At 41.5% G+C, this 14500-nt stretch carries 6 protein-coding genes; 1 reads left to right on the top strand and 5 read right to left on the bottom strand.

What is annotated here, in order from left to right:
• Positions 1-97 precede the first annotated feature (97 nt).
• Both secY2 and O3670_RS09060 read right to left on the bottom strand, forming a co-directional pair.
• Positions 98-1324 (bottom strand): accessory Sec system protein translocase subunit SecY2, encoded by a 1227-nt coding sequence (secY2, locus tag O3670_RS09055; RefSeq protein WP_371596050.1) that lies wholly within the window; start codon positions 1322-1324, stop codon positions 98-100.
• Between the two features lie 94 nt (positions 1325-1418).
• Complete coding sequence (locus O3670_RS09060; protein ID WP_037601928.1) at positions 1419-3512, bottom strand: glycosyltransferase; 2094 nt, start codon at positions 3510-3512, stop codon at positions 1419-1421.
• A gap of 914 nt (positions 3513-4426) precedes the next feature.
• Between O3670_RS09060 and O3670_RS10975 the strand changes: the two genes are divergently transcribed.
• On the top strand, positions 4427-5569 hold the full coding sequence (locus O3670_RS10975) for a hypothetical protein (protein WP_050989610.1): 1143 nt from the start codon (positions 4427-4429) through the stop codon (positions 5567-5569).
• A gap of 269 nt (positions 5570-5838) precedes the next feature.
• Here the strand turns inward: O3670_RS10975 and O3670_RS09070 are convergent, their stop codons facing one another.
• From O3670_RS09070 to O3670_RS09080, 3 genes are all read right to left on the bottom strand, one after another.
• Positions 5839-9018: an AAA family ATPase gene (locus O3670_RS09070; protein WP_371596051.1), complete on the bottom strand. Its 3180-nt coding sequence runs from the start codon at positions 9016-9018 to the stop codon at positions 5839-5841.
• Positions 9015-10223, bottom strand: a complete 1209-nt coding sequence (locus O3670_RS09075) for an exonuclease SbcCD subunit D (protein ID WP_371596052.1) — start codon at positions 10221-10223, stop codon at positions 9015-9017. The genes O3670_RS09070 and O3670_RS09075 overlap by 4 nt, the downstream gene beginning before the upstream one ends.
• A 187-nt stretch (positions 10224-10410) precedes the next feature.
• Positions 10411-14055, bottom strand: a complete 3645-nt coding sequence (locus tag O3670_RS09080; protein WP_371596053.1) for a mucin-binding protein — start codon at positions 14053-14055, stop codon at positions 10411-10413.
• Between the last annotated feature and the right edge of the window lie 445 nt (positions 14056-14500).

Consider the following 14500-nt stretch of genomic DNA (forward strand, 5'->3'; position numbering starts at 1 on the left):
TTCTCCTTCATTGTCTTTTCATCACAATACTTGAGATTGAGGGGCAGACCGATCACACATCACCAGCCTGCCTCTCAACCCCACGAGGGGTGAGAGTTTATACATTTTCAAAAAGTGGGGTGTAGGAAGTGTTAAGCTTCAAGGCTTTCATTTCCTCGTTAACATTGTAAATCATACCGCTAAAAATCAAGAAGGTACCAGGAATAATACTAAGCTGTAAATAATCCGGATTGACCAAGATAATCAGCATTGGAGCACCTGCCATAAAGAGCATATAAAGGGCACCGATAAAACCAAGTCTAAGCACCAAATGGTTGATATAGGCACTAGTTTCTTGGCCTGGATAAACACCGTAGATATACTCACCTGACTTGCGCATTCGCTCAGAGATTTGCTCACCAGAGACATTAACGAAGGCAAAGGCTAACCCTAAAACGAAGAGCATGATCAGATAAACAACCAACCAAAGAGGTTGACCGACTGTCAAAGACTTGATGGCACCACTGGTCCACTTGCTTTCAGGATGGATAAATTGAATCAGCATAAAAACATACTGCGGAATACTAACCAGCGACATGGCATACATGAAAGGCATCCCTCCGGCTGGATTCAGCATAATATCCAAGTAAGAATACTGTTTAAAGCGGTTATGAATATTGATTTTATTGATTGAGATACGGTATCTAGCCCTCTGCACAACCCCTGAAATATAGAGGAAGACCAAACTGAATAGAATCAGAGGAAGCAAGACATCCCAACCGATACCTAGCTTTTCAATACTATCCATGATTTGATAGGGCAGATTGGCCATCATACTTGCCATCAAGATAACAATGGAGCCTCCAATCCCAAAGAGTGAGTTGAGGTCTGATAGCCAAACCAAGAAGAAGGTCCCGGCAATTAATAAAATGGTATTCATGAAAATAGCGAGACTAGCATTAACCCCTGAAACGATAGGTAAATTCAAGGATACTGCCAAAGATTGAACAATGGCAATCCCTAGGGCCAAATACATGCGTCTACGGTCCTGAATCTCAATGGGAAGATTTTTCAAGCCCATTTTCTTAGAGAAAGAAAACATCTGCCAGAGAATCATGGCCGACATCCAGGGCGACAAGCCCACTGAAAATAGAGACATGGACCTGAGGTTTCCCCCCATCATGGCACTAGAGAAAGCCAAGGAACCTATGGCTCCCCCAAAGATATTTGCATTTTTCAAATCCACAAACGGTAGAACCAATTGATTTCCCAAACAATAAATAAAGAGGAAAAAGAGGGTCCATAAGACACGTTTGGTGATTATCGATTGACTAATTTTTTTCACTATTACTCCTATTTCCTGCCCATAGACAGGATGATGTTATTTCGATTGAAACGAGACAGAGACGCCAGTTCAGCCTACTTATCCAAGCAAAGGATTACAGGCTCTTCTTACGCATTTGGCGAATGGTCTCAGCCATCTCTTTCCAACGATCTCTTGAGTAGGTTTGTTGGTTATGCTTGGTTGACTTAAGGTCCTCGAACCCTAAAATCGGTTTGTTTTCAAACCTAAAGGCATCAAGAATTTCCACTACTTTTCTTCCTGGATTGATATCTAGAAGCAAGTCACTGGTACGCAACAATTCCAAATCTAGCCCATTTAAGCCCGCAATGGCTGAGTAAACCGTCACATTTGGATAGGTAATCAATTGGGCCAGTTTATCTGTCACATGCTGTCGAGAGGCAATTTTAAACTGTACCTTAGGAAGAGCCGAGATAAGGTCCGTCAAATGCGGAATTTCTGAAATGTTGGTGTAAATCAAACAAGTAAACGGACGGCCCTTAGGATAAATCATGTCCTCTGAAAGTGGCAATAAAGTGGCATTTTCAGCAACCTCTGACCAATCCATTTGAGCATAGAACCACCAGACCTCGCGATAAGCTTGGCAAGCCAATGGTAACCAAGGCTTACGGTGTGAGGCATAATGCACAACCTTAGGATAGTCTTGACCATTTGGCAGATGGAAACCAGCTAAACTAGACTTGGTAACCGCATAGTTGTTGTCAAAAGACAAGGGCAACCAGTTGTTACGGAAGACCATGTTTAGAATGGACTGCTCCGCAAATGGGACCTTATCATGCCATTCGCTAGTCATGTCAATAAAGTGACGTCTCATGTTGTACTGCTTCCAATAAGCCGTATCAATCACCATGAAGCCAGCATCAAACATCGCTTGGCGATCCTGAACCTGAATAGCATAATCACGCACGGCAGCCAAAGGTCGACCTTGCAAATCAAGGGTAAAGAGGTCCTCTAGAGAACCTGTAACCACCATGTCACTATCCAAATAAAGGGCCTGTTCCTCAGACACAAAGTCCGCTACAAAATAGCGAAGATAGCTTGCATAGTTGCTATTAGTCTTGTATTGCTTGATATGACTACTATCCACACGACAGTTAATCACTTCACTACCAAAGGCAGCCAGATGACGGTTTAGTCCTCTAAACCACTCTTGAGAGAAATCATCATTAATCAAGTAAAAACGAATGTTGCGATGATGGAAAACGATGGATTTGATGGTCGTAAGCACTTGGTCAACATAAGTATAGTTAGCCGCAAGAACAATAGCACGCTTTTTAGTCTCATAACGTTGAGGAGCTAAACTCAAGACCTGGAATTTCTCCTGAATGGAGCGGTAGGCATCAGAATCCGTGAGACCTTGCTCCTCCACATTTTTCAAGCAAGCCTCTAGCATCTGACGGTAGGTGACCATGTATTTCTCCAGAGGGAAACCATGACTAGCAACAATAGCCAAGCGTTCTTCCATGGCATAAACCAAGGTCATCATCCAGTCTTGCATCCAAGTCGCTGATGGCATCTCTGGACTCTCACGATATACATAAAGTCCCTTGTTGAGATATACCGTACGCTCACTCATGAGATAGGCTTTAAGGTTGAAAAAGCCATCCTCCCCTGCATGCTCTTTTGGAAAAAGCAAGTCATTAAACAAAGAACGTTTGTAGAGTTTGCCTGTCGCAGAAATCAGAGCGATGTTAATGTTATTGGTTTCTTCAAAGAGACCATCAATAATCTGAGCCGGTGAATAAACCTGCTCATAATAATCTTCATCTTTGATATAAAAATAAAAGAGATCTTCCGATTCCTTATAGACACTGTAATTGGCCACTGCGATATCCGCCTTGTGGGCCTGCAGAGTCTTATAAAGTTCCTCCAGATAAGTAGACTCTACCCAATCCTCAGCATCCACGTAGGTGACGTAAGCTCCCTTAGCCTGACGAATACCAATATGGCGAGCATCTGAAAGCCCTCCATTATCCTTTTTAAAATAGAGGATACGAGAATCCCTAGCAGCATAACTACGGCAAATGGCATCACTATTATCTATTGAGCCATAATTGATGAGAATAATTTCAAGATTTTGATAGGTCTGCCCCAAAACACTGTCTAAACAGGTCTGGAGTTGATTTTCTACATTGTAAACGGGAATAATTACGGAAATTTTTTCTGTCATTTTCTTACTTTTCTAGCTGTGATATTTTTTCTTGTCTCAAAAAGTCATAATACAATAGGACTATCAAAAAATGTTTATAACTGTTTTCATTGTCACACAAGATCTGAAATCCCATACACTTCATATCATTTTCCTTATTTTTTCGAGACTTAACAACATTAAATTATACCATAATATCACTTAATTTTCTAATAGATTAAATCTATTCCAAATTAGATTACTTTTATTTCAAAAACCGACAGTTAAGAAGTCTAGCGTGAGAACTGATGGTTTGCTCTTGGTCTGAGAGGCTCTTCTATCAATCCAAACCTGGACTTCTTCAAATTTATGATTCACATCTTGTAGTCCAAATTAGTATGTCGGTAGGATGCCATTAAATTACTATCACTCTTGAAGTAATTCATATATGTGAAACTCAGAAGCGCAATCAAGTCATTCAATGAAAAGAAAAACGATAAAACTACCACAATGAGGTTTATAAAAATAAGCTTTTTCGGGGATTAAACTTATTTTTATCTAAGTAAGATAATATCTCGTAGAAGCTAATGACACCTAATCTCACCCTCATCAAAACCGGCATCATTTTACAAAAAATATTCATTTAGTACTCTAAATTAGATATTTTAGTCTCCTAATAGCCTTAAATTATTAAATAAAATTATCACATCGCTTTTTATTAATTTTTTTGATTATAAAAATATTATTAGATAAAAAAATGGATATCATGAGTTCTATAGAAGGATATAAGAAGAAAACAATATTGATAAATATGTTAACTAAATACTACTGTTATGTTTTTTATAAAGCATTATCAGTTGCTTCTTATCAAGAAAAAACCTCCTAAACACATTCTCTAATTTTTTGACATTTGTTATCAGGGCATGATATAATCAGTGTAAATCAAGGAGGAATTAATAAACATGAATAAGAAATTACATGCTACTATTGGTCTTAGTGCTGCAATTTTAGCACTTGGTCTATCATCTTCTGCACTTGCAGATGAACAAGAATTGCCAGTAAACCTTCCCACTACAGAGGCTTTTGAAAACCTAGTTGTTGAAAACATCCCTGCTTCAGCCGTTGATGTCAATCTAGCTCACGAATCAGTAAACACAGCTACTACCGCTAATACTGCCACTGAGGTTAACTCGGCGAGCACTGCTATCCTTAGTGAGGAGGTAACTACACCTGCAAGTACTCCTGCACCAGCAGTTGAAAATACAACTCCTATAAATCTTGAAGAATCAAGTCCAGTTGTAAACACACCAACAGTTGATGAGCGTGTGTCAGAAGTTCGTATCCATCACATCCGTCGAACAACCGAAGCAAGTTACTCACAATTTAGCTCTCAAAAAGATGTGCTTTACGCAACGATTAAAACTCCTGCTTTCACTGAATACGACACAGCTGCTTTTGCGCCAGCAACGGTTACCGATGAAAACGGAAAAACATGGTATTTTGCTAAATACGACGACATGGTGCTTAACAATAAGAGTAATTACGGCGCACCTAAAAAAGGGATTGCTTCAAGTCCTATTATTGATGTTACCTACTTCTACGATGATGTTGACCTTGCGCCAACTGTCGCGCAACAGGCCCGTTTTGTCGATAATAAGGGACAGGAAATTGCTCCAATCCAAGTCAACATGGTTAGACGTGATATTGATTTAGCTTACTATGCCTATTTCCCGACTGCTCCTAAAACAATCCAGGCAAATGGTAAAACATATGAGCTACAATTAATTGATGACCAAGAAATTAAGTCACACAAAATTCGTATCTCAAATACTGTTACAATCACTTATATTTACAAGGAAGTGACTGAAGGAACAGCTGAAAAACCTGTAACACCAGTTACACCAACAAATGCTAAAAAACTTCGTCTTCCTAAAGGCAATAACGGTGTGAAAACACGTATCCCTGTTAACTACAGACACCAAACAAATTCTTCAAATCAAGGAACTACAAAATTACGTCTCCCTAAAGGGAATAATGGTGTTAAAACTCGTGTACCGGCTAAAAAGAACACTCCTATTCTTGCAGTAGACTACTTATAAGCAATGAAAAAAAAATTCCTAAGAAGTTATACTTCTTAGGAATTTCTTGCTTTAAGAAATAATATAACAAAAAACGTTTTCTATAAGAAGAAACTCAGGTTCCACTAAAAATAGCTTGAATTAAATCGTCAACAAGTAGGATTCTACAGACTTGGGGAACTATTGCCTATTGAACATTTTCTAAGATAGTTATTCCTCAGATAATAGACTCCTGTTAAAGGATATATCTTTTGATTCTCGTTAATTGATAGTAATTTAGTTTTTATATTTTACCCTTTATCCACAATCTTAATACGGCTACTGCCATCATGCGACTTGATGATAGCTAATTGTTGGGCGATGCCTTCTTTCATGTCGTCCACGTGACTGATGACACCGACCATACGGTTTTCACCGATTTGTTCCAGAACAGCGATGGCTTTGGTCAGGGCTTCCTTATCCAGTGAGCCAAACCCTTCGTCGATGAAGAGAGCTTCAACAACAGCACCTTTGCTAGTATTTTGCACCACCTCTGAGAGGGATAGGGCAATAGCCAGTGCAGCGATAAAGGTTTCTCCTCCAGACAAGGATTTGACGGAACGCTCGCTACCTGTCAGCTGGTCATAGACGTTGATGTCCAAACCAAAGTGATCACGCGCCCGACGCCCTTCTTCACTCAAGACAAAGGAATAGCGGTTATCCGTTAAGAGACCGATGTAGTTAGCATTGGCATAGTCTAAGATTTGTTGGAAATACTGACGGATAACATAGACTTCAAGATTGAGTCGTCCAGTTAGTGCTGTATTTTCTCCCTTAACCACCTTAACCAGATCGCTGAGCTCTTGGTGAGCTTTAAAGGCCTCTTGATTACTGTCTTGAAGGGTTTTGGCCGCTTGGTAGGTAGCCGTCGCATCTTTAATCCCCTTCTCAATGACAGACACCTGAGCCAGCTGCTTATCATAGCTCTCCTGACAATCCTCTACTGCTTGTGTTAGATTGCCAAGGTCTGGCTTTTCTTGGTCTTTGATAAGCTCTTGACCCTTGACAATCTGCGCCTTCAACTCTTGTTTAAGAGTTTGGTAGCTTGTCAATTGAGCCTGGAGCTCAGGAATCGCTTGCTTATTCACCTCAAGAAGCCAAAGCTGGATTTGCTCTAGGTCATTGGTGAGGGCCCCTTCAGCCATAAGACTTTGGTCTAGTTCAGCCGATAAACGCTTAGTTTCTTGGCTAGCATTTTCTTTAGACTTGGTTAAGCTCTCAAGTTGCCCCTTGATGCCTTGAATGTCAGCATGAAGTTGGTTGTAGGCTCCACTATTTTCCTTGACTTGCTTATTGTAGAGGTCCAACTCCTGCTTTGCTAGGGAAATACGTTCTTGATAAACCTCAACAGATTCAAGCTCTTGATGAGCTTCTTGTAACTCCTTAAGACGTTCCTTAGCTTGGTCAAGCGCCGCCTTAGCCTCTTGATAGGCTTTAGCCAAATCTATCAATTTTTCCTGAGCTTGCCCTAACTTCTCTTGATAATGGACACGATCTGCCTCTTCCTTATCAAAGCGTTTGTGTAGATCTTGATAATACTGCTCAACCTTTCGGAGTAAGGCTTGTCCACAGTCTGCTTCATAGTCCTCTGAAAAATCAAAATCAAATTGTCCCTTAACTTGCTCCTGGAGTTCTTGATAGTGTTTTTCGAGAGCTAGCTTGACTTTAGCCACTTGGTCAAGCAAATCTTGACGTTTAGATTCAACTTCGCTCAAGGTAGCCTGACGGTTTGACAAGGTAGCGACTTTCTTTTCTTTTTGAGCTTGAAGTTCCTCCACCTGATTCATGAGATCCTTCAAGGCCGCTTCATTCGCCTGTGTCCCATCGACCTTAGGATGGTCAATGGAACCACAAACCATACATGGCTGTCCATCCTCTAATTCTGCCTGCAACTGGGCAATCATGAGTTGACGACGTGAAGCTAAAGTGGTTGCTAACTGGTCTTCCAATTCCTTGAGACTTTCTTGAACTTGGTCAATATCCAAAGATAACCCTTGTTGACGTTTTTCCGTCTTGGCCAACTCCTGCTTCAAGTCCTCTATTTCTTTCAGGTCCTGAGCCAGTTGATTATCCACATTGTAACCCACAGACTGGAGGAGTTTTTCGGCTTCATGCAAGCTATCTAAACTTAGGCGATTGGCCTCCAAATCTGACAAGGACTTGTTAAGCGTCTCAATCTTTTTCGACGCCTGTTGATAGGTTTCTTCCAACTGCTTGTAGTTAGTGCTTGAACGTTTGATTTTCTCCTGCTCTCGGACAAGACTCTGAGCATAGATAATATCCTCTTTCCAAGTTTCAAGCTCCTCTTCTTTTTGAAGAGAGTCCTTAGATTGAGCTGCGAGTGCCTCTTTTTGAGCCTTAACTCCCTCAAAAGCCTGCTGCTTTTCACTCAATTCTTCCTGAGCGATTTCAAGATCCTGCTCTAATTGCAACAACTGTTTCTGATATTGTTTAAGGCTACTAATGGTTTCCTGCAGACCTTGAGCGAACTGCAATTCCTCCAGATGCACTTTGGCTTCTGCCTGTTCCTGAGCACCTTCCTCAATTTCCAGACGGTAACGCTCCTTGGCTTGCTTCAATTCTTGGAAAATCTTTGCCAAATCTTGGGCAGTTTGCAAGCTCTTCTGCAGTTTAACCAAATCCTCATAGGCATCCTTCAAGATGCTTTTTTGCTCCGTAAGACTTTCTTGACGCTGAGACAAAAGCTCTTCAAGGCGTGCCAATTTTTCAGAGGCTGGCGTTTGGATCAAGACTGCTAATTCCTCCTCAGACCACACCTGACTGGCAAAATGGCCATCTAGCTGAGCTTGGCGCTTATCCATATCCTTATTGCTCTGACGAAGACGCTCTTCCAAGCTCTTTTGAAAACGGTCAAAAATACCCGTTCCAAAGATTTTCTTTAAAATTTGAGTCTTGGTCTTGGAATCTTCTTTCAAGAAACGGCTGAAATCATTTTGCGGTAGGAGAATAATCTGCTTGAACTGCTCAGCATTGAGCCCCAAAATCTGCTCAATCTGGTCACTCACTTCCTTGATCTTATCCCCAAGCTTTTCAATCTCCTGACCACCAATTTTATCCACAATGACTAGAGAAGCCGTCGCTTTTTGCATGGTCGTACCACCACCTCGCTTGGCTCTCTCCTGCTGGAGCACTCGCTCAATGCGATAAAGATGCTTGCCTTGTTGGAAATAAAAGGTTACCTTGGTCAAATCATCCTCTGGACCAGCAAAGGTTGACCTCATCTCTTCAACATTACGATCACCACTGGTTGTGGCAAACAAGGCAACCGTCATGGCATCAAAGAGGGTACTCTTACCAGCCCCCGTGTCCCCACCAATCAAAAAGAGGGGAGCGTGGTCGAACTGGGTGAAATTGATGACTTCCTTACGATAAGGTCCAAAATTGGTCAATTCTAACTGAACTGGTCTCATTGTCCACTCCTTCCAATCTCCTCAAAAATACTTTCCACAAGGGCAGTTTGTCTCTCAGACAAGACATCGCCCCCAGTCACTGTCTGGTAAAAATCAGAGACAATTTCCTGTGGAGACTGCATTTCCAAATCTTTTAAGTGCTGATCAACAGTCAAGCTTTCTTCCCTGACATCACCCAAACGACTGAAAGTGATTTCTACAATGTCTGTCCCATAAATCTCTTCCAGACGGGCACGCACATTGATGCCCTCTAATTCCTTACGGCTGGACAATTGAATATCAAAGGCAAACCAGGCCTTTTGACAAGGTTGCTCCTTATAAAATTCAGGTGACATCAAGGTTTCAAAAGGCGCCTGTAAAACCACAATCGGCCGTCTGACCTCTAGAGGATGGAAGATCTGAGACAAATCACCAGACGCATCCAATTCAAGAATATAGACACCCTTTTCTTCCTTACGCTTGGCTTCCTTGACATTAAAGGCGATTGGACTGCCTGAATATTGCACGCGCTTGGTCGGACTGGCAAAACGCGTATGGATATGCCCTAAGGCCACATAATCGAAAGCCTTGAAAAGGTCACTGGTCACATTGGTAAGGCCACCTACCGTATTGCTAGTTTCAGACAACATCAATTCCCGTAGACTTTGACCATCGCTATCATCCTTCTTAGAAACCGCAAAATGCGTCACCAAGATATGGGACTTGTCGGGATTAAAGGCTTTTTCCATATCCTCAAGAATGTAGGCTAAAGCATCACCAATCCCCTGAATCTCTTTATCCCCATCATCCTTATAATAAATCCGAGCATCAATAGGATCGATAAAGGGAAGCAGAAAAATCTGGCAATCCTCCAACTCAATCGGCTCAAAGGCTTCCTCCAAACGTGTGCTTAAATGAAGGCCCTGAGGTTGAAAAAAGTCTCGCCCAAAATGCAAGCGTTCTGCCCCATCGTGATTACCACTAATGGCATAGACGGGAATCTGCTCCTCCAAGACCAAACGTGCCAAGGTCTTATTAAAAAGTTTAATGGCATCCACAGGCGGAACCGCACGGTCATAGAGATCCCCAGCAATGATAACCCCATCCACCTGTTCACGAATTGCCAAATCCACAATCTGTTGAAAAGCCCACTCCTGCTCCTCCAGCAAAGACCAGCCATTGAGGGTTCGCCCCACATGCCAATCTGACGTATGTAAAAACTTCATGACAGTCTCCTCATTCGTTTTGTCTTACTCTATTGTACCTTATCAAGCCGAATACTGCTTAAAAGATTCATGGCTTTGATAGTTTTCCCACTTTTTATCTGAAAAGACCAAAAAAATCTCTCCCGAGCAAATGACACTCGAGAGAGATTTTATTTTTGGAATTTATGAGAGATAAGGTGTGGAAATCTTAGTCTTGGTTTTTACGACGATTCATAGCCGCAAGCCCTGACATAAGTCCCATAACAACAACACCCATTGCTGCGAGGTTGTTATCTGACTCACCTGTTACTGGCAATTGTTCATCGCCTTCTTTAGCTTTATCAGAACCATCTGCCTTCTTACCATCTTTGTTTCCAGATTTCTTCTTATCTGAACCTTTACCATCTGAAGCGCCATCAGCTGCTGAACCAGATCCAGAACCTTTAGAACCCTTAGATCCGTTTGAAGTTGCTTTGACAGCCTTAGATGTTGAACTTCCAGATTGTCCGCCATTACCGTTTGATGGTGTTGAGCCGTCTTCGACCTTACGGTAGATGTAAGTCACGACTGTTTGACCTTCTGTCATCTTGTCTGTAGATTTACCTTCTTGACGGATCAATTCGTATTTCACACCGTTACGGTAGATGTAGCGATCACCATGAACGTCAACTTCAGCACCAACAGAGTTAGTGATTACAAGTGGCATCTTGATTTGGTTACCATATTCATCACGGTAGATAACGACGATAGTACCAACTTCTTTGTTCACTGCTGGTTTAGCAGGTTCTGCATTAACCACCTTGTAAACAACCTTTGTATCTTCACCTGGGTTGCTTGGTGTCACACCTGTCTTATCAGCCTTGTAACCTTTCACTTCAGGAACAAGGGTCATAGCAGCCTTAGTTGGATCGTTAGGATCATTTGTGTAAGTAACGGCTTCAACACCTGGGATTGGATTACCTTTTTCGTCAACGGCAATAATCTTACCAAATTTAGTGTAAGTGACAGTCTCAACCTTGCTGTCCATAGTAACATCTTGAGAAGCCACACGACCTTTATCGGCGAAGTAACCGTTAACCAATGGTGTGATTACAAGGTCGAACTTAGTCTTATCCGCTTTCCATTCACCTGCTGTAAGAATGTCACCTGTTACAGAGTCAAGCGTCAATGAACGTTTCCATTGTGCTTTTTGAACACTGTCTGCTGGCAATTTAGCATTGCTATCTTTGCTTGCATAGTGAACAGTGTATGTCACATCTTTAAGGTAAGCATCCTTAGCTGGCCATTTTGGTCCGTTTGGTTGGTTAGGATAGATTGGAGTTCCAGGTTCGTGTGCATTGTCTGGATTAAAGTCAAGTGCTACACGTTTGAAGCTTACTGTCCAAGTTTGGTCAACTGTGCTATCCAAGTCAAAGCTTGCACCAGCTGGGTAACCATCTGTTACAAGGACATAGCCAAGGTCTTGATAATGTTTGATACGTTCAGCTGTTGAATAGTTAACTGCTTCGCCAGACTTACCAGCCAAGGCAACAGTTTCAAGGGTTGAACCACTTGTTTCATCACGGTAAACAACACTTGCTTTTTGATCGTTCTTAACATAAACAACCTTAGTATCGCTAGACAAGTCACCTGGTGTTGCAGGGACTACCTTAGCAGTGTAACCTGGGATAGTTGGCAAGTTCTTGTCAACCGCAATCATCTTAGTTGGATCGTTAGGATCATTGATGTAGGCAGTATCAGACACACCTGCAATTGGGTTACCATTTTCATCAACAATGACGAACTTACCAAAGGCCTTGTAGGTTACTGTATCAGTCGCTTCTGGAGCATCTGGAGTAACTGTCTTACCACCTGCTACAGCTTTATCGGCAAAGTAGCCATTCACAACAGGAACCTTAACTGTACCGTAAGTGTGGCTAGTTTCGTTCCAAGTCACCTTACCAGTCGCTTGGTTATCCTTACCTGCAAAGGTATAGTCAGATTTCACATCTGCAGCTGGTGTTTTATCGCCAGCACCTTGGAAAGTTACAGTTTGTTTCGTCGCCTTAGTCACATCGTTAACGATTGCTACGTAAACGACACGAGTATCTTCACCTGGATTTGATGGTGATGCAGGGATAACTTTAACAGTGTAGCCAGGAATGCTTGGAAGCGTCTTGTCGATGGCAATCATCTTAGTTGCATCATTTGAATCGTTAGTGTAGGCAGTTGTTGATACACCTGGAATTGGATTTCCATTTTCATCCACAGCGATAAATTTACCAAAGGCTTTGTATGTCACTGTGTCTGTTGCATTTGGTGCATCCGGAGTAACTGTCTTACCACCTGCTACAGCTTTATCGGCGTAGTAACCAATAACAACTGGAGTCTTAACTGTGCCATAAGTGTGACTAGTTTCTGTCCAAGTTGTTGTGTTGGTTGTAGGGTCTTCTTTACCATTGAAGCTAAAGTCATTTTGAGTGTTAGCAGCTGGTGTCTTCGTATCAGCACCAGTGTAAGTCACTGTTTGACTTGTGGCTTTAGTAACATCTTTCGTGTCTTTTTCAACGATAATGTGGTAACGGTAACCTGGAGCTAGGTATTGACCACCACCATTGGCATCAATTGAAGCGTCCAAACCTTGTGAACCGTTAGCAAATTGAACAAGGTCAACGACACGGGTTTGGTTACGGTCCCAAGCACGTTCTGAACGGATAGTTGCAATACCGTTGTTATAGTCGTATTGACGTTCTGACTTCAAGACATCTACATAAGCATTAGCTTTTGATTTGTCAGCAGATGCATACTTGATGCGGTATCCTGCTGGTACTGGTGGAAGTTCTGTTACACCAGCATCGTAGATTTTATTGTAAGTCTTACCGTTTGCTGTGATTGTTTCAGTTGAGTTATTGATACGGTATGTTGAAGAGCCAGGAATCTTGTTTCCTGCTTCATCAACATAGTCAATAATACCAAGGTTGGCATAGTTAACAACAACCATGTAATTACCGTTTGTAACGTAGTCATAAGGTCTCATAACCCCACGGTTATCACGACCGACTTTGAGGTGGTTGATATAATCAATGTTAACAAAGTATTGTTGACGCTCTGGCAAAAAGGCAAGTTTGTAGCCGAGGTTTGTCAAGTCAGGGTTTGTTGAGCCTGCTCCAGCATTTGTCAAAACAGCAACCGCATCAGTTGTACGAAGGCTACGGTTTGATACCGCAAGTCCCATAGCATTGATGAGATTTTCAGAGTTAAGACTTGCTTCAGCAGCATTCAATTCACTGCTTGTCACAGCCAACTCGCTAGTCGCTACTTTAAGGACGCTATTTACAGCGTTAGTTGTAGACTCTGCACTTGCAGTTTCTGCTGCAGTCGCAACTGAAGCAGCCGCACTTGTTTGTGCTGATACTTGACCAGCAGCTGGAGTTTCTGCTACAGCTGTTGAGTTAAGAGCTTGTGCACTAGTAGCTACAGATGAAACATTTGCTACTGCAGATTCAGAGCTCGCTTGCGATGCAGCCTGAGAAGTTGCTTCTGAACTAGCTGCTGTTTGACTAGTTGTTGAAGCTGCTTGGCTGTTTTGAGCTGCTGATTGCGGTTGTTCACTAGCCAAGGCCACAGTAGAGACTGAACTTGGTGCGTTTTCTGTTGTTGCTGGCGCTACTGATGCTGTTGTTGGCGTTGATTGCTCCACGACGACATCTGGCTCAGCAGTTGTTTCCATACCTGCGGTAGTTGGTGCTACCGTTTCATCAGCTTGGGCACCCTGCGCATTTGAGAAGATTGAAACTCCCAAAAGGACAGAGGCTACACCAAAGCTATATTTTCTTAATGAAAAACGTTGGCGTTTATTAAACATATCTCTCATAATAATAAATTTCCTCAATATCCAAATTACTTTATATACAATTTCCATTTTATACTATAATTATTAAATTGTCAAATATATACTAATAATTGTGTAAAAGTTTAACTTTTATTAGAAAACATTAATTTAAAACTTTTATCTAAGTCCTTTGAAACATCAAAACATTCGTGCTTTCATTTTCCAAAACCCCACTTTTTGTTAGTTTTATAATTTTCGAAATATTTTTAACCGATAATCTTTTTTATTAAAAACACCCATTCCCGATACGACATTATTTGGTTTTGATTCTATTTATTAAAATACAAAATTTATACCTTCAAAAAGAATATTTTTTTAAACCTCCTAACTCACATCTTACCGCTTGATTTCTAAATCCCTTATCACTACTAGGTTTTCAGACTTTTTGGCACAAGATTTCAAGAAAGATTCAAAAATCCCCTTGGCT

The organism is Streptococcus sp. 27098_8_74, assembly GCF_041431705.1.
Lineage (GTDB): Bacteria > Bacillota > Bacilli > Lactobacillales > Streptococcaceae > Streptococcus > Streptococcus salivarius_E.